The sequence below is a fragment of the Pannus brasiliensis CCIBt3594 genome, from assembly GCF_036688125.1.
In the GTDB taxonomy this organism is placed as follows: Bacteria; Cyanobacteriota; Cyanobacteriia; order Cyanobacteriales; family Microcystaceae; genus Pannus; species Pannus brasiliensis.
In genome coordinates this window covers 46,547-67,511 of record NZ_JBAFSM010000014.1, presented here as the reverse complement: position 1 = coordinate 67,511, position 20,965 = coordinate 46,547, and the positions used below count along the sequence as shown (strand labels likewise).

The window sequence follows — 20,965 nt, the reverse complement described above, 5'->3', positions numbered from 1 at the left end:
TCCCTATCTGTCCCTAAAAATTTAGGCAAATTTTAGGCGGGCTAAAAATATGAGCGAAGTATCGCGAGAAGAATTCGAGAAGCTGGCGACGGGGTTCCGCAAGCTACGGGACAAAGTAGAACAAATGAACAATGACACGTCGAGCGTTGACATCGAATATTTAGACAAACAGATCAACGGCATCGATCGTGAATGGATGTCCCGGCTGGCGGCGATCCAGAGATCTCTAAATATCGACGAGGAACACGACGGGAAAAACCCCGAGTTTAACGCGCGAGAGTTCGATCGCCGGCTTCGGGCGGTCGAGGAAAAGTTAGGGTTGACCGATGAACCTAGAACAGATCAATAAAGCCCTAAAAACAGCTAAGGCGGGAATTACCATCGAGGTACACGGCGATCGCCTGTATCTCCGCGGGACGTTCCCGCCGAAACCCGGTAGCGGACGAGAGAAACCCTATCAACAGAGGCTCGCCCTCAGAGTCGAGGGGATACCCGTCCGCGATAATCACGACGGGCTGAAATACGCCAAAGCGACCGCGCTGGAGATGGCCGGGCAATTATTGAAGGGACAATTCGATTGGGCGGAATGGGTGGGAGAGTCCCCGCGCCCGGCCCGATCGCTCGGGGATTGGGTCTCGGAATTCGAGCGCTCGTACTTCGATCGCCGGGGAAACTCTCCCGAAACCCTCACGACTTGGAAAACCAATTACCTCACCGTGTTTAGCCGGCTACCGGCTGACTCTCTGCCCGATCGAGAACTTCTTTACAACTTCATCAACCAAGGCTCGACAGCCAACTCCCGATCGAGGAAAAAATTCTGTCTCGCGATTAACGCCCTGGCGCGATTCGCGGGATGGGATTGGGACTTTAGGGAATTACAGGGGAACTATTCCCCCGCGGCGGTTAAGCCCCGCGAACTCCCCGACGACGCGACGATCGATCGATGGTTCGAGAAAATCCCTAATCCCTCGTGGCGATGGGCGTTCGGAATGCTCGCCACTTTCGGGCTGAGGAGCCACGAAATATTTTTCTTAAATACCGATGAACTGATCGACAGGAATATCGCCGACGTACTGGAAGGGAAGACCGGCCCTCGACGAGTCAGGGCTTTCTACCCCGAATGGATCGAGCGGTTCGATCTGAAGGATATCCGGGTTCCGAACTGCACGGGAAAAACCCATAGCGATTACACGCTACGGGTCTGTAAGGCTTTCAGTCGATACGAGATTCCTTTCGAGGCTTTATACCTCCGGCACTCTTACGCCGTTCGGATGTTTCGGTTCGCGGTTCCGATCGAGACGGCGGCGGACGAGATGGGACACTCGATCGATGTTCACAAGGCGACCTATTTACACTGGATGAGCGAGCGGACGAGAGATGAGACTTATCAACGGCTGATTACCCATCCCGATCGACCGTTACCGCCGTAGTGTCCCATTCGCGGGCGATTTCCAACAACTTAGGAGCGAATTTTGCGGGAACCCTAATCGCTGTGGTAGGACTATTCCATTTCGGTTTTCTCCCCTGTCCGTTCCCCGCACCAGCGGTGAGCGGGGTACGTTTTTGTACGTTATCGGTTACAGCGTTATAAACGCCCTCTTGGTATTGATGGGCGTATTCTATTTCCGTCTTCTCCGCCTGTCCGAACATCCGCGGGTAACTCCAAGCTCTCGAATCGCACGAGTGCAGTAGACCCCGAACTTCGGATCTCTCCAGACAGAGACGCTTTAATCCGAATCCGTGAAGTCGCAAGTCGGGACGGATAAGCTTAATAGTCCGAAGTAAGTCGGCAATCTCGTCCGGCTTGCCGTTGCGACGACAGACGCTCCCAACCCCAACCCACATCCCCTCGGATAGCCGGTCTCCGTAGTCTTGAAGATGTTTGAGGTAGTCGCTCGCTCTATAACCCTGTAAGACGGGCATTACTGGAATCGGAGGAGCGAGGCTTAGAAGGGAGTCGTAGCGCTCGATCGTGAGTCTCTGGTGATCGGAGATCGATAACCCCGTTCGTTCCAAAATAAAATCCTCACACATATAGTCTTGCGCTACCGCGATCAAAAGTTTCCCGCACCTCGCCCATCGGCAAACTTGATGAAAATAGGTTTCCACGCTCACCCGATACTTTCCGTATCGGGCGATTTCAGAAAATGCCCCGCTATCGAGAATCCATTCCCCCACAGAAAAATCCGATTTTCTGTGCTGTAGGGTAGCGATCGAGATCATTACCCCAGAAGCTGGGTAGGCGGGACTGATGATTTTTCCCGCCTGTGATGGACTACAGCCAATAAAGAACGCTGGAAGCGTTTTTGTACAAAATCGCATGACGCTCATCCTCCCAAAAGCGATCGAGGTTTCCCCCGATCGCTCTAAATCTCTAAACTATCAGAGATAGCCAGACCCAACACTCTGGCAATAAGTTTTGAACATTTTCCGAATCTCCTTTAAATCGAATTCTCGATAGTCTTCAGTAAAATTTGGAGCGGGTTCACTAGAAAAGGTTATTTTTTCTAGCCAAATCTTCCCATTGTCATCCTCGTCAATTCCATCAACTCGAAACCATTCATCTCCGATTTGAATCAAAATATCGTCAAATCCGCAGTTTCTCGACATTTCCTTTGCCTCTAAGTACCAATCATTTTTTCTACTTTTTCGATCCACAGTCTTTCGAGGGACTGCGTTCCGACATGACCATCCCCATTGATATGGAAAAAGGTAAATAGATTAGGATAGTCCATTACCTTAAGAAGTTGCCAAACCTCTATAAAGTGTACTTTTTCATTGTTTTCGGCGTATGACTCGATTTTTTCCATGATGTTTTTAGCAGGACGCTTCGCGTAGATTCTTAGCTTTTTCGGGTCATAGTTCCACTTGCTACCATCCCAAAAACGCCAAGGTTTTTTATCTTCGCGATCTTGGGGAAACCGCGGAAGGATAACCGTGACGAAACAATGCCAATTTTGCAATCGAACGCTAGGCATCGTGATTTCAGGATCGGGTAATATTCCCTCTCTCTCACGAAAAGCGATAATCCCCGCCTCGATTCCCGTGGGTTCGGGGTGAGTCGGTAACTCACTTTCGAGTTGGTGAGTCGGTAACTCACTTTCGGGTTGGTGAGTCGGTAACTCACTTTCGGATTGGTGAGTCGGTAACTCACTTTCGGGTTGGTGAGTCGGTAACTCACTTTCGGATTGGTGAGTCGGTGAGTCACCGACCATCGACGAGAGGAGATCGATCGCTCTCCGAATCTTCTCCCTCTCCAGCCCTTCCGGCTTGACCCCATCGAAGAACGATCGCAGGATTCGTTCTACCGACTGGCTGAGAGAGAGCTTTTGAGTTTGGGCGTAAGAGTCGAGAGACCGTAGCAGGTCGTCATCGAGATAGGTTTGAATCCGGTGTTTGGTGGTAGGCATAGGAAAAACGATCGAGGTTTTCCCCGATCGCCCTGAATCAAAAGGTTAGAGCATATAGTTAAGGTTGTACGGGATGGGTATCCCCGTCGCTTTCTCGAAATCTTCCGCCGTGCCGCGATAGATAACTAACATCCCGTGTCCTTTGGGGGATGTCCGCAAGAAGGTTTCAACCCCGCCATTGGGGTTATTTCTTAACCCTTCGCGGAAAATGTCAGCGGCGTAATAGTGAACGAAAGAGGCTATAACCAACAACTGGCCCTCTTCTTCGTGGGGTTCAATCTTTGGAACGGTAGGGATAAGATAGAATTCTTTCCCCGATTCCAGCGATACGCCGTGTAAGTATTGAGATAGAGAGAGAGACTCGCTTTGATAGGGCTTTCTGTCCTTGAGGGTTATGGTGAAGCAGGTCTTATAAGAGTCGGTGTCAAGCCCTTCAAACACTGACCCCTCGTGATTACCGGGGAAGGAATAGACCTCGAATATTTTGGTGTTCATACTGCTACAATCCTTGTGTTCTTTAATTGGCAAGGGTTAGGGCGATCGCTCTAGCCCTTTTCTTCTCAAGGTATTACAACCTATACCTATATTTATACAGGTACTACCTTGAGTTGTCAAGGTATTAATTTAGGTATTCTTATAGGTATACTGAGGTTACAGGTATTACCGTAGGTGCTATATGCCAGTGTCACCGAATAATCTACAGTTCAGCCTCTCCAGCGAATATCTGGAACGGCTAAAGGAAAAGGCTAACCCCGGAGAATCATTAGGACTCACTGCGAAAAGGCTTCTTATCGAGTTTCTAAAGGGCGATCGCTCTCCCAACTCCCAACCCCCATCTCCTGACCTGACCGAATTAGTCGATCGCATTTCCGACGTAGAGGGAAAGGTCACAGCGATCGAGGTCGCCATCGACTGTGAACACTTCCCCGTCCCGACCGTTACCGAACGACTCACCGTCCTGGGAGAAAAACTCGATCAGACCATCCGAGCCATCGCCGAACGGCACGAACAGCTCGAAGGACGGATTAACTCTTTAGCGAGTCAGGTGGAAGGTCAGGCCACATCACCGGTGAAGCGGCCCGCGTCGCCTCCCCCACCACCACCGCGGCGGAAGCGGTAAACCAGAATCAGCGAATAGAATGAGGAAAAATTATGCCAATGGACAGAAGCCGATATCCGAAAAACTGGAAAGAGATCGCGGATGGGGTAAAGAGTGAATCGGATTGGAAGTGCGAGGAATGTGGATTAGATTGCTTTCCGTACTTCCACATCAGACAAAATCGATCGGAACTGGCTAAACGTACTTTGACCGTTCACCATCAGGATTACAACCCGGCGAACAATGATAGAGAAAATCTGATCGCTTTATGCTCGGCCTGCCACTTGCGTAAGCATTCGGGGAAACGGGGAAATGTGTCAGAGGGACAACTAAGCATCTTTGAGGTAGAACCGGGAAATTGATGTGACGGAAGGGGTGGGATGCGATCGATGAACGCCCGATAGGTTCGTGTGTACCTGTCGGGCGCTTTTTTTTGACCGGAATGCCGATTCTCAAAAAAAAGTTTGAAAAGACCGTTGTAAGCGTTGTAACCGTTGTAAGATTTTTGGAATCCTTGCGGTGATTGGGTTTCAGCTTACAACGGTCTTTTATCCCCATTCTTATAAATAAGGAAGAACGGAGTTATAGAGAGCTTGCCCCGATTGGGTTTCGGCGGTTACAACGGTCTTACAACGGTTCCGCGACGTACAAATGTACACCGTTGTAAAAGGGATAGGGATGATGAGGGTATAGAGCTTTTGTTAAGTTTGGTGATGTGTCCGGAATGACGCGATAATTCTTGAAGAGATTGGTAATTCTTATTCGAGGAACTGTCATGCTTGAAAGTCTTTTAGCCTCGCTGGTAATCGCCCAGACCGATTACGTTTATCTCACGACCGCGAATAAGTCCGCCGTAGAACGAAGGATTTCCGATATACGGGTGATGGCCGATCCTCAGATAGAGCCGGGGGAAATCTCCAGTATTTTGGGAATCCAGCCAACGTGTGGGAAGAAAAACTCTCAGATTCAATGTACGTGGTCTGAGGGGAATCGGAAGATCCAGGCTTTCTGGTCGGCTCCGTGGAAGTTCCAGCGATGGGACTCTACCGGCTTCTAGAACCTAAAAAACCCCGCCCTATGGAGAGGCGGGGTTTTCGATCGTGGTGGTTAGGGTTTCTGCGTAGGGCGAAATCGTTTCGGGTCAAAGCGTTTGGCGATCAGGTATTTGAGGTGGTAGAGGTAGGCGGATAGGATGATAAAGCAGATGGCGAGCTTGTCCCCGTTCGCGTGGGTAAGCTGATCCCACCTATAATCCGTGTACCCTCCCGTACCCTCTAAATAAATGTAGGTATACAGTGCCATCACGAGCAGGATCAGAAGCGAGATGACCGCGGCGAATATCGATTCTCCCCAACTTTTCAGGCTCGGTATCCATGTCGGGAATTTCGGGTTAGGCTCTCCCCATAGGTATTGGTGAATATGGGCGAATATCCACAAGGGAAAGGTAAAAACAAGGGATATCCACAGGAGGATCAAGGCGATATGTTCGGTGAATAATACCGCGGGGGAAGCGACGAAGCCCATCGCTATGGCGGCGATCACGAGCGGCATTAGGCAAATAGTCAGGACGATCGCCTGTAGCCAGGATTTCGGACGGGGAAGCCAATCGGGGTAACGCATATTTCCAGCCACTACTGTATAGCCCTAGGGTTCCCATCGTTGCCGAAAAAGTAGCGCTAGAGATCGTCGGGTAGATCTTGCAACGTTAACCCGACTTTCTCCATCTCGCTTACAAGGGCTTTCATTTGAGGGATAGAGAACTGTGGCTTAGTCTGCCCATTCTCCCACCGAACAATAGATCGATGCGTCGCCTTGATTGCCGACGCAAACTCCATTTGAGTCATGCCTAAAGCTTCTCTAATCTGTTTCAACGCGTTTTCACCAGCGATTAGCTTGACTTTAACAACTGGTTTCATTGTACAATTTTTGTGACAGACTGTCACAAGGCTCTGTTAAACAGAGATCGCGCGTCCAGCTTGTAACCACGGCGCGCGACCTCTACGGAGATATAGATCAGCTTCTCTTGCCGGATATTCTGATCTACTCCAATTATCTAGCGCCCCGCAAGCACCGCGGGAAGTATCTAGGAGGTGAGGCTGATGAGGTAAGTACCGTTGTGATTGTTCCTGCTTTACCACCAATCTAAGAATCGGTATACGGGCGGAATCCCCGCCCTTCCTTTAAAAAGCGAGGTGCGCCTATGCCAAGGTGAGTCGGTAACTCACCGATCCATCCAGTCATCATCACTAATCTCTTGAATTCCATTGAATTGAGTTTTCTTGTAATTTCGCGGGCGGGGTCTCCCGCCCTTCCCTAAATGAACATCACGTACATCGTCACAGCCGAAAAAGATTCCCCCTTCCATAAGCAACTGCAATGGTTACTCGACGAATACGGTCAGGAGTGGAGCGGCGAGAACGATTCCCAGGGGTTGAACTGGTGGGCATCTCGATCGGGACATCCCGCGGAAGAAGCCGAGGAGATGACCAAAAAGTTACGGCTCGCGTGTGTCGAGCGCTCGATCGGGGAAACGGTAGTTAAGGAGATCCCCCAATGAGCTACCGAGTTTACACGTTCGTTATGACCGAGAATTCCGCTTTCTCCAAAGCCCTCGACTATTTTCTCGAACAGTTCTCCGAGGAAGGCGTGACATTCCAACAAGCCAAGATCGGCAACTATCCCGACGCTCTCGCCTACGATATCGCCGATAACCTTCACGACCAAATGAAATATGAAAATATATTCGGAAAGGATGACGGGAAATGAATGAAAAAGCTATCTCTCAAGCTGGGTATTACCTAAATCAGATTTTACGGGATCTTAATCAAGCCAAAAAGGTTGTAGACAATTTTAAGAAAGCCGATCCGTCACATCCAGCGGTGAAAGCGATCGAGGAGAGAATAGAGGATTCTATAAATACTGCCTCTAGGCTTTACTGTGACGAACTCACAAAGTAGCATCTCAATAAAAACGCGCGTCTTTCGGACGCGCTTAATGTCTTAAATATACTCTCTCTATAATGCCATGAAACCACAAATTATGCAAGAGGATACTCCCAATCTCCACCTAAGAGATTCGCATCAAAAAGAGTGGGAATCCTCGAAAGTACACCCCGAGATAATTTTCAACAATGTCCGCTCGTGTAGTGGTGATGCCGCTTACGAGCGGCTATTGTACGCGCTGGACACCGACGCGCGCCGGAACGATGGACGGCTGAGAGACCGATTCTTAAAAGATTTCGCCCACCTCGATTATGGTGGATGGTGGTGTAACGGTTTAGACCTCTCCACCTTCACCGGACAAGCGCTCGTCAATCAAAATTACGCGAGCGAGTCCGAGTGGGGATGTTTCAAGCCCGATCGCCCCCGGATTCGCGAGGGAAAGCCCGTCAAGTACGAGCATCCCCCGAAAGCCCCCGCGGGGATTTTCGCCCTCGAAATCGGCGATGAACTGTTCGGGGAATTTCAGGCGAAATACTCCCATCTCCCCACCGATGAACCACCTATCCCCGTCCCCTCGGGGGTGGAGTTCTGGCGGTGGGTTCTCGCCAATCCGGAGATCCCCGTCTGTATCACCGAAGGCGCGAAGAAAACCGGCTGTCTCCTCTCGCACGGCCACGCGGCGATCGGTCTGGCCGGAGTCTGGAACTTCACCGACGATGACGGCGCGCTCAAGCCGGAGATAAAAGAACTCTGTGACCCCGGCCGCGAGTTCACGATCGTGTTCGATCAGGATTCTCGCTGGCACGTTCGTGATAACGTCGCGCGGGCCGCCCGTCGCCTCACCGAACTACTGGAGTCCGAAGGATGCCAAGTCACTATCCTCCGATGGAGATACGAAGAGGGGAAAGGGATAGATGACTTCGTAGCCAAGCAAAAACAGGGAGAACTAGAGAAGTTATTCGAGGAACGGCTTTACTTCTCCGAATATTGGGAGAATCACATCAAGCCCCGCGAGATGAAGCGGCCACAATTCCTGAAGTTCCTTCAAACCGAACTGAAAGGAAAAATCGCGTTCAACCAGTTAAGCGGCCGGGTAGAGTGGGACGGCCAGCCGATCGAACTCTCCGGGGAACTCTCCTATCGGTTCCTAGAGGAGTACAACATCGACGCGCAGGAGACGGTGATCACCCACGGACTGCTACACGTCGCGCGCCAGAACGCCTATCATCCCGTTCGGCGTTATCTCGATAGCATAGCCAACCTCCCGGCCGCGAACATCGATCGCATCGCGGAAGAACACTTCGGAGTCGATGACCCGTTCTATAACGTTCTCGTAAAAAAATGGCTCGTGGGTGCGGTGGCCCGGATTTACGAGCCGGGGTGTCAGTTCGATAACGCGCTTATCCTTCAGGGCGACGCTTACGCGGGAAAATCCACATGGTTCGAGACGATGGGAGGGAACTGGTTCTCGGGTAGTTTCGGTTCCGACTTGACCGCGCCGAAAGAGTTGATGAAGTTACATTGTGCTTGGATTCACGAATGGTCGGAATTCGACAACATCGCCAGTAAACAAAAGTTTCAAGCGTTAAAAAGCTTTTTAAGCTCGAAATCCGACGATTTCGTCCGTCCCTACGGTCGGGAAGTTACCCCCAATCCCCGGATGAGCGTGATGGGCGGGAGTATTAACCCGCAAGCCTTCCTACAGGACGAAACCGGGGATAGAAAATTTTGGGTCATCCCCGTCCGTCCGGGCTTCAAAATCCCGATCGATCGAGTCCGGGCCGATCGAGATCGGATATGGGCCGCGGCGGTGCAACTCTACCGCCAAAACCCGAACATTCGCTACACCACCCCGGAAGAACACGCCTACCATCAGAAGATTAACGAGCGTTTCCGCGATTACGACCCGTGGCACGACCAGATCCTTAACTTCCTCGTCGAGAAACGGGCGAAACGGATCAGTATCGATCGCATCCTCATCGAATGCCTGTTCTTTAGCCCCGATCGCATTGATGCCAAGGTTCGGAACCGCGTCCGGAAAACCATCGTATCGATCGGTGGACTTTCGATCGGCAGTCGCCTAGAAACGGAGTATGATGGAAGAGCGCGCCGCCTGTGGGAAATTCCCGATACCATTTTCCCCACCGAAGAAGAAACAAGCGTACCAAGTTTACCCCCATCAGAAGAAGAATCGCGACGGTCTACAACGGTAGATCGCGACGGTTACAACGGTTCTACAACGGTGAACAAATGTACGCCGTTGTACGCTGAAACCGAGACAGGGCAATCGATACAACACCCCTACAACGGTTACAACGCTCCAAAAGCAGAAAAACTTTTTCAGGATACCGGGGAGGGAGAGACCGCCCCGAGTACGGAGATCGATCCGCGTCCGCGGTGCATCGTCCAACGGAACGAAGGAGAGTGTCGGGTGGTGCGAAAGATTAAATTTGCGGATGGCGCGCAGGGATACGAGATCGAGACCCCGCGAGGGGAACGGAAAAGGGTATCGGCGTGGATCGTGACACTTTTGGATGGTGATAGCGAGGGTAACGGCAATGGCAAGAACTAAAAAGCCCTCACCCGATTGGGTCAAGGGTGGAATCGTCGCGGACGCGCTGGGATGTTCGGCGAAACATTTAACCAAGTTGCGAGAGTCGGGCCGGCTGATTAAGGGCGTTCATTGGCGAGACCTTTCCCCCGCGGACGCTCATCGCCCGACCTACCGCTACCACCTCACCGCGATTCAGGAGCTATTTAAGAAGGGGTAGGATTCTCGCCACGTCTCCCTCGACCTCTACCCGGCTAAGAGGGTGAATCATGACCGCGTTCGGCGGGTAGATGAGGTTCGTCTCGTTCACTCGGATAGATCGGTAGGGTGTGATCGCCTCGATCGTGTCCACCGAAAAATATTCCCCCCCCGCGACCACCCCGAACTTCCGAAGGAAAAGGGGACGGGCTTGATAATGGACGATCACGAAATCCCTCTCAAGCCCGGACGCGCGGATCACCGGATTGAAGTCGATCGTGATCCGGCTGTTGGGGACTTCCCGCCCCGCGGGAGTTGTCCAGTAGAGGCTAAAAGAATTCGGGGTTTCCCGTGCCGTGATTATCTGGTTCATACTGGTTCATACAACGCTCATCACGTCTTCAGGGTTTATCGCCTGTCCGTTCCGCCAGATCTCGAAATGGAGATGAGGGCCGGTAGACCGTCCCGAACTTCCCATCGTCCCGATTACCTCTCCGGCTTCCACGATCTGCCCGTTGCGGACGTTCGCCGATTGTAGATGCGCGTATAGAGATTCGCTAAAAGACGGGTTATCGAGATGGAGGATTCTAATATGATTCCCGAATCCCCCGCCACAGCTATTATTCTCGCCCTTGCACCCGCTCTCGACCACGGAAACCCGTCCGGGCGCTATGGCATAGATCGGGGTTCCTCGATCCGCGGCTATATCAATGCCACGATGAAAAGCGCGGGTTTTTCGGATCGGGTGAATTCGGTATCCAAACGGCGATGATAGCCGTCCTATTCCCCTTGTTGGCTGAACGTATCCCCTGATCGGGTGCATCTCGAAAAGTTTCTCGATCGTCGTTTTCCCGAGAAGTTCCGGAAATTGTAGGTGTAAATGGTCTTTCGCCTTCTCCAGCGCGGCGAGGGTTTTGGTTCCCGCGAACCCGTCGATCTGTCCGGCGTTAAAGCCTTTAGAATTTAGAAGGCGTTGGAGTTCCGCTATCAAAGCTCTATCTTCGGTTTCCTCGATATTAGTAGTGGTGTTTCCCTCGGCAACTTCCGCAAGTTTCGGGTATTGTTTAGATAACATGACTTTTCCTATTTAAAAGAACATTTTTCTTCCAAGGCTTCTAACTTCTTGGTTACTTCGTCTAAACGCTCCATCCTTACCTCAAGAGTTGTCATTCGTTTTTCCTGATTGGCGATAGCGGCGTTAATCGTTATCCACAGTCCCACCAGAGCGCCGATCGTGGTGATCGCGTGAATTACTAAGCTTAGAGGGACGTAAGTATCGCTGGCTCTCCGTGCTTCCGTGTTGTGCATATCTTTATTCGGGGTCGTTGTTTTCAGGGTTTTTAGTTTTCTTCCCGTCGTCCTTGCCTCTTAGGTAAACAAAGTAATAGGTAATTGAATCCTTTCCTAATCCCTCCCAGTTAATCGAGCCACCGCTTAAAAAAGTTAGTCCCGCCGATAAAATAAGAGCGATTAGAACTACAGTGGTGGGACTGAGGAAATTTTTCACGGGATTTCTTCTCGGATAGCCTCGATAATTCGGACAGTTATCGCGTCCAAATCTGACGCTTTGAGAACCTTAAAATTTTGCTCGAACTCTGGTAATGGCTGGAATTCCTGTAAATTCAGGGAATATCGGGAATCTTTGTTTATTCCAAGTCGTAATCGTCGGAACCATTTTTGACATTGAAAAGCTCTCGATATTCCCTGAGACTGTAACTCTTCTGGCAAAGTCAGAAAGAAAATTTCGCTTCCTGACTTTGGATAGAGTCTTTTCCATCGCGAATCGGGTTCGGCGAATCCCCCTCGGGTGTAAATCGCTCGCAAGTAAACGAAGCTTTTAATATCCGAGAGATCGCCGCCCCAACTCGCGCGGAAAATCGAAAGACCTCTTTCGGCGGGTAACGGGAAAGTTACCCAGTCACCCGATGGAAACAGCGTTCCTAGGTTTGTCCAGATTCCTAGATCGTCTAGAAGTAGGGTCATAGAAAGAATTCGTCTTCCGGTTCCGGGTTAGCTTCCAGATATTCATCGACCTGATTTTCTGCCAGAACTGAAAGAACGCCGTTTAGGTCGGGAGCGATATAAGCCACGTCCCCTGTAACCTGCGCCCTCCAGTTAGGAGGTGGTGCGGAATGCAGAATTTCCGCGAATCCTTTATCCCACGGATAAAGCAGAAGATTGTTAGATGTCATGGCTTATATTCTCCTAGCTGACTATCTCTTTAGATAGCGGTCTCCAACCATCCCCTAAAGGAGCGTCATGAGAGTAAAAGAATTTGGCTTTGCTGTCGCCAATGGTTTTTGCCGCTTGTCCGGGTCTGTTGTTCGATGTTCCGGTTATTAGCTTCGATCGTTCTGTTTCAGTATTGATAGATGCGGGGTCTATCAATCCTAGTTCAGTAGAGAATCTAGTGAAATCCGCGCGAAGCATATCAAAAACGTAAAGGAGTCCGTTGGAAAGTTTCGCCGCGGTAATGATAGATTTCCGTGTGGTTCCCACGCTAGGAACTAACCCTTGATGCTGAACCGTCCATCCCGCGGCGATAGCCGCTTTGACTTTGTTGACGGCACAAAAAGTGCTTGCCTTTGTCGCCAAAGTAGTATTGGTAAGACCGGAAGAGATGTTTAAAGCCACTCTGGGCGGTTTCGGAGAGTTGCACCGAAGTAAAATAATCGCCCCACTAGGCGGCTTTACCGTGTCGTCGCCGTTTTCGCCTAATTTTATGTGTCCGATATTGATTAGGTCTGAATCCGTTAAAAGGGTAGTGGCGGCTAAATCTTTTGTAAGGAACTGGTAATACAACTTGCTAGTTTCGTTTACCAGAACAATTATCTTTTGGTCTCGCTTAACGCCTCGGGTTCCCATGTTTCACCTCGAATTTTAGTTAGATTACGCCACACGGACATCGAAAGTCTGCGTGACCTCGTTGATCAGATACTCGATCGAGAACTGGATAGACCGCGAGTAAATATCGAGCATAGTAAGCTCGCTAGAGGATAGCCCCGTGGTCGGATTGGTTGAAGCCGTGTCACTGTCCGCGAGATCGTATTGAGTGATTTCGTTTAAAGCTTTCACGGTTAGAGCCGATTGAGTGACCCCGGCTTCCCGTTGGGGGATCGTGTCGAATAGCATCCGGAAAACCGCCGCGAACCATTTCCGAGACTGAGTATCGTTGTCTACGGCTGTAGTGGATTCAGCCCCGTACATATCAACGTCCGTATGGGGGATGACCACGCCCGCCTCGGAAATCGCTCCACTCGCGGCAACGGCGAGCGCGTCGGGGAAAATGTCGGTAATTTTCAGAATCCCCTTGCCGTTACTGGTTCCCGCGGTGGGGACGGGAATCGGATAGGCGGTGTTATCGGTGTTATCGAAGACGGTGGTAAACGTGGCGATGAAGGTTTGAGAGAATCGCCCCTGACCCGAGCCGATCGGGTTCCCTTTCGTGAGAGCGAAGCCCAATCCCGTCGCGAGGGAACTGGAGTTCGCCCGATTAGCCGCGAGTGTCGATTGAAAGGTCGCGAGAAACGCGGCTAAGAATTTACATTGTTTGGTGATGGTCGATTCCCCGCTCGCCAGTTCGCTGTTAGCGGTAAGCCCGTTTAGGTTGTCGCGAGGGATAAAAATCCCGGCGCTCGTCGCCGTTCCCGCCGCGTCCAAATACTGCAAAGCCATAGATTAATTCTCCAAATCCAAGTGAAAGAACGTACTTTCACTGTATTCACTCTGCCTTCCGTTGCCTAGCCCTCGAATAAACGTTAGGGTGGTTACAATATCTAGATGTTGCTGTTTGCACCGAGTGCTGGAAAATATGAACTTGATTCTTTACCCGTTGCTAGGTACCCGCTCTAAGCGGGCTATTCTACGAGAGCGAAAAAAATGGGGGCATCCCGTAAATTACGCGCCGAGAGACCCGTTAGTTCGCCGGCTCTCGGAAGAAACCGGAATGGGTTACGAGGAGGTCGTTAACCAACTGGATAAAGAGAGAGCGTTCTTACTTCGACATCGAAAATACTTCACCTAACCGTTCGGCCCTCTGGTGGTCGTCAATTCCCGGATGACCTCATCCCAGTTATCCGGCTTCGTATCCGTCCAGAGATTCAATCGAAATTTCCGTTCCTTGTATGCCCCGCTTAACGTCGCGCGTCCCTGTTCCTCGTTAAGAACCTTCTGCCGGTTGATAACCGTACAGTGGACGGGATAAATGCGTGTGGTCTCCTTATAAAGTGCCTGATCGTATTTCCGACGATTGCCCTCTTTTAATTCTTCGGTGACGTTTATCCCCGCTACTTCCAGATCGGCTAAGGCGAGAAACGCTTCCGCTCTATCCTGTGCCTCGGCTTTCGTCGCCCCGTAGACCTTCATGTTCGGAATTCCGGGATCGACAAACTTGACGATGGCTAAGAATCGTCCCCACAGATACCCGTTATCACCCCCACAAGCAAGCTTGATTTTCTCCCAGTCCAACGCCGATCGCTTGACGTTAAAAATGGTGTATCCTGCCCGTTGACTATCTCGAAATGGCGGCTTTTTCTTGCCTCTGAATGCGATTTTTAAAGCCAACCCTTCTACAAAGCTTTTCCCTGTAGCCTCTCGAACGGTTTCCCCTATCCATTGCCCGATATCTCGGTTGTCTATCAATTGATGATGCGACAGTGCGGACACGATCGCGGGCTTGACGATCTCCCGCGCTCCCGCCACGATGATCCGTTCGTCGGGTATCTCGCGATTGGGGATGATCTCCAGCGCGGTATCCTCTCCCAGCACCTGATTATTCTGTAGGCGCTGTTGGGCGAACCAGTTATCGAGGGATTGAGCCAACACGAAACCAGCCTCACTACACCCCTCTACGAATCCTTCCCACGCATTTTCCCAAAACTCCTGAGCATAATCATCTTCTATGGACTCAATTTTATTTTGAATCCAGATATTAAATGACCACGGCTTGCTTCCTTCGGCTCCCCATGACTTAATCGCATCATTAAAACTATCCCCAAATAATCTGCGCCCGAATTGGGACTGTGGGCTATTCGGATTTTTGAAAAAGTCTTTAATAAAGTTTCTTGTATTTTTATAGAGGCTGTAGAAAGCATGAGCGGCAAGGGTATAAACAGTCTGTCTCAACAAAACTCTTAGATTTCCCATTAACTCATCAAAAGCCTCTTCCGATACTTCCTTTAAAACATAAGCGGCTAGAGCTTTATTGAATTTGGCTAAAACCACGCCAGGGAGAATACCACAAATTAAGAATCCGATAGAATTGCCTATCGTTTCCCCCAATTGACCGACCAACGCTAGACGCATTCCTTTTAAAATCGAATCAATTTCCTTGTCGGTAATATTCCAGTTGAAGTTAAAGAGAAATCCGATCCCCCCTTGCATAAATGACATTAAAGCTGAAAAACTAAACCCTATGAATCCTAAGCCAGCAAGTAACCAGCCTCCAAACTTGGCTAAACCACCCCCTAAACTTCCAAGTAACTGGGTAAACCAGTTTCCCCCCGATTGAGAGTTCGCTTTCGCGATAGTGCGGGTTCGGTTACTCCCCTCGCCCGTCACCTCCTGCCGAACGATTTCCGATCTCAAAACACTTCTCGTCAGATTAATCAATCCCACCTTCCGTAGCCCCCAATTTTCTGATACGCGGTCTCTGGTCTCTGCTTCGTCCGTAGGGTTTCGTCGGGTCGATAATGCCTGGCTCTTGCGTGAACCCCTCTTCCACTTTCTGTAGGAAGTCGTCTAAATCGTCTTTCTTTTCCTCCTCTTTCTCCTTCTCTCCCTTGACCAAATCTTTAAAGGTTTTAACATAGTTTTCCCAATCGGCATCACTATTAGGATTCGCTTCCTCGAACAGCGAAGCCTTAATAATGTTGGCGGCGTACAGGAGAATATCTAATTTCCCCTCTAACGGCGTTTTCTCCCGCATATCGTCCACGATGACATCGATTTCCGTCTCCTTCAGCAACTCCTCGAAAATCGGCTGTTTCCCTTCCTCGACCGTATAGTTAGGATTATAGAGAAACCGTATTTTCTCCGTTTTCTGCCCATCCTCGTATCCGAGATAGGTAGCGATCGCCTCTAAGATTTTATGGGATTTGAACCCCTGTAACTTCGTAGAACCTAACTCGTTAAGAAGTCGAAAATTGATATTCGCTAACAGGTTAACCAGTGCCTCGTTGGTGATGCTCTTCCCGACCAACTCCGCCACGGTCTCCGCGAGGTTGGGTAGCTTCACCTCGACCGGCTGATCGCCCGTCTTGATCAGGTCATTATCCTCGATGCGAATCTTAATCGGGAACTGTCCGAAAAGCGCGTCAAGCTGACGGAAACGCCACTCGTCAAACTTGGAAGCGTAGGGGATAGTTTCCATTTCCTCCTGTCCATCCTCGGGGATTTCCGATATATCTTTCGGAACTTCTAAAGGATACTCCTGTAAGCCTTGTCTGAAGTAATTTAAAGAGCTAATAACCCCAACTACATCGATCATATCTTTGATTTGTGCGGGACTAGGGCTAGTCTTTTCGGCTTCAAGTCCCCACTGACTAGCTACAAAACCTTTAATGTAAGATTCAGTATCTAGTGTAATTTTAGGCTCGATTCCTTCCTCAAACCACTGATCGCCCCCTAAAATCTGATAAATACGCTTGACATTGTTTTTAATTTCTTGATCCACGATATTTACCGTCCCTGTTCCCGCTCTAGATCCTACTTTAACAGTAGTAGTTAATATTCCCGTTACTTGATTAAACTGAGTGACAACGGTTACTGGTTGATTGAATTGATTGCCACCCCCACCGACTCCTCTTAAACCTATTCCACTAGGTGAAGGTATACCTACGCCATAAGGTAGAGGTAATTTAATAGGTAAAGGAGGTAATTTTGGAATAGGTAAGGGTAAAGGAATTACAGGTCTTATAGTCGGTAAGTTGATTCGAGGTAAGGTAGGTAATTTTGGTAAGTTAAAAGGATTGCTTTTACCTAAAGGGATAGTTACAGTAGATGAATCGTTACTACAGACCCCATCAACACATACGCTAGAAAATACTTTTAAAGTTCCGTTTTTACTAGCGGCTAGGCTAATAGAGTTTTTTACGGTTGGTTTATTTTTTGATAGATTAAAGGCTTGCGAGTCGGCACCAACAGACCGATCTACGCTCACGCTAACGGCTATATTAAATCCGTAAGCTGTAGCGTTACCACTAAGGTTAACTCCTACGTTTGGTTTATATTCAAATTTATGAGCTTTGGGAATAGCCTGACTTTTATGATCGGCAAATTCACTCTCTAGTTGAATAACCTTTCTTCTTGCCTGTGTTGCTATTTCTCTAATACGAGAACATTCACGAGTCTCGCACTTCTCCCTATCAAGGCGTTTAACTTCTTTCTCAAGAATTTCTATCCTTTTTCTTAAGGAATCGCACTCTTCTTTAGTGCAGTAACAAGTGGCTACAGGCATACCATCTCCTTAACATTTACAATTGAAAACTTCACAACGATCGTCGTAAGGTATCTCTTTTAAAATACATCCACTTTTATCGATACACTGTAAAATACCACCTACTAAAATCTTTTTCACTGTACCTTGTGGGCATTTTTTATCCTTGCAGTACCCACACATACAATCCACTCGATACTCTGGCGGAGGACATCCCTCGGGAGAACATATAGTTTCCAAATTTTGAACAATGACGCTACTATAATCGGTAGAAAACTGCCTCCTATTAATTTTTAAACAATTATTTTCTGTGACAACCTGTATATCCTCGAACTCCGCTAAAGAATCGAGACTTAATCGCCCTAGAATATTAGTCACTAACACATTAAACTCTGTAGCTTTGTCGAAAACACACTGCCTTTCGATGACTTCGACTTCAGGACATACTGATTCTGTGCGGCTAAAAACCTCCTGATCGTCTTTGTTAAATATCTTAAATACACACGTTTCTGGCGGAGGCTGACCGTAAACGTTGCTAAAAGAAATATTTATAATGCTTTTACTCTCATATCTTTCCCAGTATCTATTTTCTCCTGTCGCGTTAGTAAACTGGGTTTCAAATATTAAAGTTTTTAGACTATTACTCGCATCTCTATAAGTTACCTCTATATTCCAGCCTGTAAATAATAAACCATAGGTTCTAATATCCCCTAACACTCTGGCACTAACAAAAGTGCCTACAAAAGCAGGAATACGATAATTCGTATATCTTACGCCATGCCATGCCCTAAAGATAGCGACATTTCTATAAACTTGATTACCGAAATCATGCCAATATTCTACGTTAATTGTACAATCCCATAAGTACCATTGAGATAGGTGATCGCCTCCTTGAGATTGAGCTTTATCAACGCTATAAGTCTCGCCTTCTACCTCCTGCCACTCTTCATCGGGATACTTAAAGCGAATCTTTTTGGGAATCAGTATAGGGACTGTAACCCACACACAACGATCGCCCCTAATCCCCTTACAATAGGCTCCTGTAGAGTCATAGTTAGAGTTAGGAGGAACAGGAAAGGGAACCCTTCTCAAAATCTTTTTAGACCGAGAAGGGTACAATTTACCGATAGATACTTTATCCATGTTAGAGGCTCGAAGCGGTAGGTCTGGTGGGATTAGAATCGGGGATATATAAGCCTAGCAAGACACTGTATAAGGCGAGAGTAGTATTCGCCTCGAAATTGCCTTCATCAATAGACTTGCCATTGTCGATCGCCGAAAATCTTCTACTAGCCGTAATTTTAGCCCCCGTAGCATTAGTATCGGAAGTTGTTAAGCTAATAAGCTTGTAAACAAAAGCGGCGATCCAATCTTCCAGACTATTAGGAACGATGGTTAAGGAGTTGATAGAATCAGCTATATCCTCCCAAGGGATCACGAGATAGCGTTTATTAGGATTTAGGGAGATCTCGCTCCCTAGCCCGGTTTGGGTATTCTCACCCAGGAAAGTAACAGGTAGTGCCATAAATACAGCCGAAAACAATAGGATTACATCCATTCTATAGATAGAAAGAAAATTTGTCGATCGATCCTAGACCGCGGAGGCGCTCGATCGCGCGACAAATCCCGATCGGACTAATCCTATAATTCTCGCACTACAGACAGACTACACGGGGGATTTTAGGCAAGGGCTAGGCAAGGCTTTTTCCGCGTGAGCTATAATCGAAGCGGGGAGAGACGGATAATTTTTCGGCTAGGTGTCTGCAAAACCTTTACCCCCAGTTCGAATCTGGGTGGCGCCTTCAACGAGAATCAATCGTTCCGCGGGCCTCGGTAGCAAGTACCGAGGTTCGTTCTATAATACCGGTGTTCTAATGTCGGGTCATTTCGGAACATTTCGCCCCCCGCGACCTGAAGGTAGAGCGAGTAAAGGATCGATTCGGATCGAGGGATCGAACGGCCGACGACAACGCGTTTTTTCCTACGATGGCACTCGCCATTACTTATCATTGGGTTTGCCCGACAGTAAAATAAATCGCGTGGTGGCCGAGGCGAAAGCCAAAATTATCGAGTCCGACATCGCCCTAGAACGATTCAACCCGACTCTCGCGAAGTATAAGCCCTTATCGCTGAAAGAGGCGTTGCTGGATCAAGGTATGAACAGTTAAGGAATACAGACATCCCGAAACTTAAGATAATGAATCAGTAATCTAATCGAATACTGGAGCGTTTCTTGTCACGCGGATTCAAATCTGAAATGCATCACCCTGACTCATAGACGCTGAGGGCGTTCTCACGGATCGGACGGGTGAGGGAAATATCGATCGCCCATGACAGAAGGATTGACCGAGTGTGAGGTGGTAATGACCACACGTGACTGCCGAAGCGGATTTGAGTGGGTGATGCATTTCAACGTTAGAATCGGCCTTGTTTTCCGAGAATCGATCGCTCCCAACGGGCGATTCTCGTTTCAAAAAGACGTTAGCCGATTATTTCGGAAACTACATATCTCCGCGCGGGTGGGGCGATCGATTTTTCCCGTCACTAACAGCGTTCATTGAGTTAAGCGGATCGAAACTCGGGTTTATTTTTCCAAGATTCAACCCGCCCGCTCGGCTAATTCTCGTCGGCGTGGCGATCGACAAGATTCAACCTCCATTTTTGTCTATATTTTTCATCTTGATTTTATTTTTACCTGAAATCATGGAATAACAGTTCTCGCGAGGACGAAGTATCAAGATTTTGTCTAGCCCCTTGACTCTCCAGTTAACTGGAGATTCTAGACTGAAGGTAAACGTAAGGAGAGACGATCGTGTCGAGCGCCCTGGCAGACCACCTCAAAATCGGCCGACTCTCGATCGAGAGCGGTGTCCCGATTAAAACGATTCGCTACTACGAGGAATTAGGATTAATCCGCTCGGACGGTCGTACCGAGGGACAATTCCGCCTATTTAGACCCGATACGGTCAATCGATTGCTATTTATCAAACGTTTACAAACTCTCGGCTTAAGTCTCCAGCAAATACGGGACTGTTTGAGCGTTCACGAACGGGGGGAACTTCCCTGCGAGGAGATCAAGGAAAAGTTAGAGGGACAGATCCGGGAGATCGATCGCCAGGTCGAGCAATTACTTCTCCTACGACAACAGCTAACCGAGACTTTCGGGGAATGGGAGGAAAAACCGCGACCGGACGAGCGATTTATCTGCCCTAACCTCAAAATCTGAAGAATCGAGCGAAGAGTCAGAGAAGGTAGGGGGCGGGTGTTTAAGGGAAACCGGTACTCCCGCCAAAAATTTTTCCCCTTGAAGGGAAGGCTTCCGCTCGCCCC

At 49.0% G+C, this 20,965-nt stretch carries 25 protein-coding genes; 10 read left to right on the top strand and 15 right to left on the bottom strand.

The genetic code is table 11. From position 1 onward, the window contains the following. Positions 1 to 49 precede the first annotated feature (49 nt). Both V0288_RS09240 and V0288_RS09235 read left to right on the top strand, forming a co-directional pair. A complete protein-coding gene (locus tag V0288_RS09240) occupies positions 50 to 349 on the top strand; it encodes a hypothetical protein (protein ID WP_332864794.1) in 300 nt (99 codons plus the stop codon). Next, entirely contained in the window at positions 327 to 1,430 is a 1,104-nt protein-coding gene (locus V0288_RS09235; protein WP_332864793.1) for a site-specific integrase, read from the top strand. Before V0288_RS09240 ends, V0288_RS09235 begins: the two co-directional genes overlap by 23 nt. On the opposite strand, the gene V0288_RS09230 is transcribed toward V0288_RS09235, so the two are convergent. From V0288_RS09230 to V0288_RS09220, 3 genes are all read right to left on the bottom strand, one after another. Beyond that, positions 1,399 to 2,322, bottom strand: a complete 924-nt coding sequence (locus tag V0288_RS09230) for a deazapurine DNA modification protein DpdA family protein (protein WP_332864792.1) — start codon at positions 2,320 to 2,322, stop codon at positions 1,399 to 1,401. The two genes, V0288_RS09235 and V0288_RS09230, sit on opposite strands and share 32 nt — an antisense overlap. A 299-nt stretch (positions 2,323 to 2,621) precedes the next feature. Next, positions 2,622 to 3,410 carry a hypothetical protein gene (locus V0288_RS09225; RefSeq protein ID WP_332864791.1) on the bottom strand — a complete coding sequence of 263 codons (789 nt, stop codon included), beginning with the start codon at positions 3,408 to 3,410 and terminating at the stop codon, positions 2,622 to 2,624. 45 nt (positions 3,411 to 3,455) lie between these two features. Next, positions 3,456 to 3,905, bottom strand: coding sequence for a hypothetical protein (locus V0288_RS09220; protein ID WP_332864790.1), 450 nt, complete (start codon positions 3,903 to 3,905; stop codon positions 3,456 to 3,458). 181 nt (positions 3,906 to 4,086) lie between these two features. Between V0288_RS09220 and V0288_RS09215 the strand changes: the two genes are divergently transcribed. Together V0288_RS09215 and V0288_RS09210 are read left to right on the top strand one after the other, a co-directional pair. Continuing rightward, on the top strand, positions 4,087 to 4,530 hold the full coding sequence (locus tag V0288_RS09215) for a hypothetical protein (protein WP_332864789.1): 444 nt from the start codon (positions 4,087 to 4,089) through the stop codon (positions 4,528 to 4,530). Between the two features lie 754 nt (positions 4,531 to 5,284). After that, a complete protein-coding gene (locus V0288_RS09210; protein WP_332864788.1) occupies positions 5,285 to 5,566 on the top strand; it encodes a hypothetical protein in 282 nt (93 codons plus the stop codon). 50 nt (positions 5,567 to 5,616) lie between these two features. Here V0288_RS09210 and V0288_RS09205 read toward each other — a convergent pair whose 3' ends face one another. Further along, positions 5,617 to 6,129: a hypothetical protein gene (locus tag V0288_RS09205; RefSeq protein WP_332864787.1), complete on the bottom strand. Its 513-nt coding sequence runs from the start codon at positions 6,127 to 6,129 to the stop codon at positions 5,617 to 5,619. Between the two features lie 56 nt (positions 6,130 to 6,185). Then, on the bottom strand, positions 6,186 to 6,425 hold the full coding sequence (locus V0288_RS09200) for a helix-turn-helix domain-containing protein (RefSeq protein ID WP_332864786.1): 240 nt from the start codon (positions 6,423 to 6,425) through the stop codon (positions 6,186 to 6,188). A gap of 401 nt (positions 6,426 to 6,826) precedes the next feature. On the opposite strand from V0288_RS09200, the gene V0288_RS09195 reads away from it, so the two are divergent. The 4 genes from V0288_RS09195 (at position 6,827) to V0288_RS09180 (ending at position 10,222) form a co-directional block, all read left to right on the top strand. Beyond that, a complete protein-coding gene (locus V0288_RS09195) occupies positions 6,827 to 7,066 on the top strand; it encodes a hypothetical protein (RefSeq protein ID WP_332864785.1) in 240 nt (79 codons plus the stop codon). Further along, positions 7,063 to 7,275 carry a hypothetical protein gene (locus V0288_RS09190; protein WP_332864784.1) on the top strand — a complete coding sequence of 71 codons (213 nt, stop codon included), beginning with the start codon at positions 7,063 to 7,065 and terminating at the stop codon, positions 7,273 to 7,275. Before V0288_RS09195 ends, V0288_RS09190 begins: the two co-directional genes overlap by 4 nt. Before the next feature lie 258 nt (positions 7,276 to 7,533). Next, positions 7,534 to 10,023 carry a VapE domain-containing protein gene (locus V0288_RS09185; RefSeq protein ID WP_332864783.1) on the top strand — a complete coding sequence of 830 codons (2,490 nt, stop codon included), beginning with the start codon at positions 7,534 to 7,536 and terminating at the stop codon, positions 10,021 to 10,023. Beyond that, positions 10,010 to 10,222 (top strand): hypothetical protein, encoded by a 213-nt coding sequence (locus V0288_RS09180; RefSeq protein WP_332864782.1) that lies wholly within the window; start codon positions 10,010 to 10,012, stop codon positions 10,220 to 10,222. The genes V0288_RS09185 and V0288_RS09180 overlap by 14 nt, the downstream gene beginning before the upstream one ends. On the opposite strand, the gene V0288_RS09175 is transcribed toward V0288_RS09180, so the two are convergent. The 10 genes from V0288_RS09175 to V0288_RS09130 form a co-directional block, all read right to left on the bottom strand. Next, complete coding sequence (locus V0288_RS09175) at positions 10,205 to 10,573, bottom strand: hypothetical protein (protein ID WP_332864781.1); 369 nt, start codon at positions 10,571 to 10,573, stop codon at positions 10,205 to 10,207. The two genes, V0288_RS09180 and V0288_RS09175, sit on opposite strands and share 18 nt — an antisense overlap. Positions 10,574 to 10,579: 6 nt before the next feature. Beyond that, a complete protein-coding gene (locus tag V0288_RS09170; RefSeq protein WP_332864780.1) occupies positions 10,580 to 11,275 on the bottom strand; it encodes a peptidoglycan DD-metalloendopeptidase family protein in 696 nt (231 codons plus the stop codon). A gap of 8 nt (positions 11,276 to 11,283) precedes the next feature. Further along, entirely contained in the window at positions 11,284 to 11,508 is a 225-nt protein-coding gene (locus tag V0288_RS09165; protein ID WP_332864779.1) for a hypothetical protein, read from the bottom strand. Positions 11,509 to 12,179: 671 nt separating this feature from the next. Continuing rightward, positions 12,180 to 12,392 carry a hypothetical protein gene (locus tag V0288_RS09160; RefSeq protein ID WP_332864778.1) on the bottom strand — a complete coding sequence of 71 codons (213 nt, stop codon included), beginning with the start codon at positions 12,390 to 12,392 and terminating at the stop codon, positions 12,180 to 12,182. 13 nt (positions 12,393 to 12,405) lie between these two features. Continuing rightward, positions 12,406 to 13,065 (bottom strand): hypothetical protein, encoded by a 660-nt coding sequence (locus V0288_RS09155; RefSeq protein ID WP_332864777.1) that lies wholly within the window; start codon positions 13,063 to 13,065, stop codon positions 12,406 to 12,408. Between the two features lie 24 nt (positions 13,066 to 13,089). After that, the gene (locus V0288_RS09150; protein ID WP_332864776.1) at positions 13,090 to 13,875 is read right to left on the bottom strand and encodes a hypothetical protein; all 786 of its coding nucleotides are present in this window, start codon (positions 13,873 to 13,875) and stop codon (positions 13,090 to 13,092) included. Positions 13,876 to 14,220: 345 nt separating this feature from the next. Further along, the gene (locus V0288_RS09145; protein ID WP_332864775.1) at positions 14,221 to 15,810 is read right to left on the bottom strand and encodes a hypothetical protein; all 1,590 of its coding nucleotides are present in this window, start codon (positions 15,808 to 15,810) and stop codon (positions 14,221 to 14,223) included. Then, the gene (locus V0288_RS09140; protein WP_332864774.1) at positions 15,803 to 17,656 is read right to left on the bottom strand and encodes a hypothetical protein; all 1,854 of its coding nucleotides are present in this window, start codon (positions 17,654 to 17,656) and stop codon (positions 15,803 to 15,805) included. Before V0288_RS09140 ends, V0288_RS09145 begins: the two co-directional genes overlap by 8 nt. Positions 17,657 to 17,665: 9 nt before the next feature. Further along, positions 17,666 to 18,778, bottom strand: coding sequence for a hypothetical protein (locus V0288_RS09135; RefSeq protein ID WP_332864773.1), 1,113 nt, complete (start codon positions 18,776 to 18,778; stop codon positions 17,666 to 17,668). Between the two features lies 1 nt (position 18,779). After that, positions 18,780 to 19,160: a hypothetical protein gene (locus V0288_RS09130; protein WP_332864772.1), complete on the bottom strand. Its 381-nt coding sequence runs from the start codon at positions 19,158 to 19,160 to the stop codon at positions 18,780 to 18,782. Between the two features lie 349 nt (positions 19,161 to 19,509). Here V0288_RS09130 and V0288_RS09125 point away from each other — a divergent pair, with 349 nt between their 5' ends. Beyond that, a complete protein-coding gene (locus tag V0288_RS09125; RefSeq protein ID WP_332864771.1) occupies positions 19,510 to 19,803 on the top strand; it encodes an Arm DNA-binding domain-containing protein in 294 nt (97 codons plus the stop codon). Between the two features lie 644 nt (positions 19,804 to 20,447). After that, positions 20,448 to 20,861, top strand: coding sequence for a MerR family DNA-binding protein (locus tag V0288_RS09120; RefSeq protein WP_332864770.1), 414 nt, complete (start codon positions 20,448 to 20,450; stop codon positions 20,859 to 20,861). Positions 20,862 to 20,965 lie beyond the last annotated feature (104 nt).

What these genes read in the sequence shown, in the direction of transcription:
- V0288_RS09140 (WP_332864774.1), bottom strand. Translation starts at nt 17,656, where the DNA reads ATGCCTGTAGCCACTTGTTACTGCACTAAAGAAGAGTGCGATTCCTTA.
- V0288_RS09165 (WP_332864779.1), bottom strand. Translation starts at nt 11,508, where the DNA reads ATGCACAACACGGAAGCACGGAGAGCCAGCGATACTTACGTCCCTCTA.
- V0288_RS09190 (WP_332864784.1), top strand. Translation starts at nt 7,063, where the DNA reads ATGAGCTACCGAGTTTACACGTTCGTTATGACCGAGAATTCCGCTTTC.
- V0288_RS09175 (WP_332864781.1), bottom strand. Translation starts at nt 10,573, where the DNA reads ATGAACCAGATAATCACGGCACGGGAAACCCCGAATTCTTTTAGCCTC.
- V0288_RS09150 (WP_332864776.1), bottom strand. Translation starts at nt 13,875, where the DNA reads ATGGCTTTGCAGTATTTGGACGCGGCGGGAACGGCGACGAGCGCCGGG.
- V0288_RS09235 (WP_332864793.1), top strand. Translation starts at nt 327, where the DNA reads ATGAACCTAGAACAGATCAATAAAGCCCTAAAAACAGCTAAGGCGGGA.
- V0288_RS09220 (WP_332864790.1), bottom strand. Translation starts at nt 3,905, where the DNA reads ATGAACACCAAAATATTCGAGGTCTATTCCTTCCCCGGTAATCACGAG.
- V0288_RS09230 (WP_332864792.1), bottom strand. Translation starts at nt 2,322, where the DNA reads ATGCGATTTTGTACAAAAACGCTTCCAGCGTTCTTTATTGGCTGTAGT.
- V0288_RS09215 (WP_332864789.1), top strand. Translation starts at nt 4,087, where the DNA reads ATGCCAGTGTCACCGAATAATCTACAGTTCAGCCTCTCCAGCGAATAT.
- V0288_RS09185 (WP_332864783.1), top strand. Translation starts at nt 7,534, where the DNA reads ATGAAACCACAAATTATGCAAGAGGATACTCCCAATCTCCACCTAAGA.
- V0288_RS09160 (WP_332864778.1), bottom strand. Translation starts at nt 12,392, where the DNA reads ATGACATCTAACAATCTTCTGCTTTATCCGTGGGATAAAGGATTCGCG.
- V0288_RS09210 (WP_332864788.1), top strand. Translation starts at nt 5,285, where the DNA reads ATGCTTGAAAGTCTTTTAGCCTCGCTGGTAATCGCCCAGACCGATTAC.
- V0288_RS09130 (WP_332864772.1), bottom strand. Translation starts at nt 19,160, where the DNA reads ATGGCACTACCTGTTACTTTCCTGGGTGAGAATACCCAAACCGGGCTA.
- V0288_RS09200 (WP_332864786.1), bottom strand. Translation starts at nt 6,425, where the DNA reads ATGAAACCAGTTGTTAAAGTCAAGCTAATCGCTGGTGAAAACGCGTTG.
- V0288_RS09125 (WP_332864771.1), top strand. Translation starts at nt 19,510, where the DNA reads ATGTCGGGTCATTTCGGAACATTTCGCCCCCCGCGACCTGAAGGTAGA.
- V0288_RS09155 (WP_332864777.1), bottom strand. Translation starts at nt 13,065, where the DNA reads ATGGGAACCCGAGGCGTTAAGCGAGACCAAAAGATAATTGTTCTGGTA.
- V0288_RS09170 (WP_332864780.1), bottom strand. Translation starts at nt 11,275, where the DNA reads ATGTTATCTAAACAATACCCGAAACTTGCGGAAGTTGCCGAGGGAAAC.
- V0288_RS09225 (WP_332864791.1), bottom strand. Translation starts at nt 3,410, where the DNA reads ATGCCTACCACCAAACACCGGATTCAAACCTATCTCGATGACGACCTG.
- V0288_RS09195 (WP_332864785.1), top strand. Translation starts at nt 6,827, where the DNA reads ATGAACATCACGTACATCGTCACAGCCGAAAAAGATTCCCCCTTCCAT.
- V0288_RS09205 (WP_332864787.1), bottom strand. Translation starts at nt 6,129, where the DNA reads ATGCGTTACCCCGATTGGCTTCCCCGTCCGAAATCCTGGCTACAGGCG.
- V0288_RS09135 (WP_332864773.1), bottom strand. Translation starts at nt 18,778, where the DNA reads ATGGATAAAGTATCTATCGGTAAATTGTACCCTTCTCGGTCTAAAAAG.
- V0288_RS09180 (WP_332864782.1), top strand. Translation starts at nt 10,010, where the DNA reads ATGGCAAGAACTAAAAAGCCCTCACCCGATTGGGTCAAGGGTGGAATC.
- V0288_RS09240 (WP_332864794.1), top strand. Translation starts at nt 50, where the DNA reads ATGAGCGAAGTATCGCGAGAAGAATTCGAGAAGCTGGCGACGGGGTTC.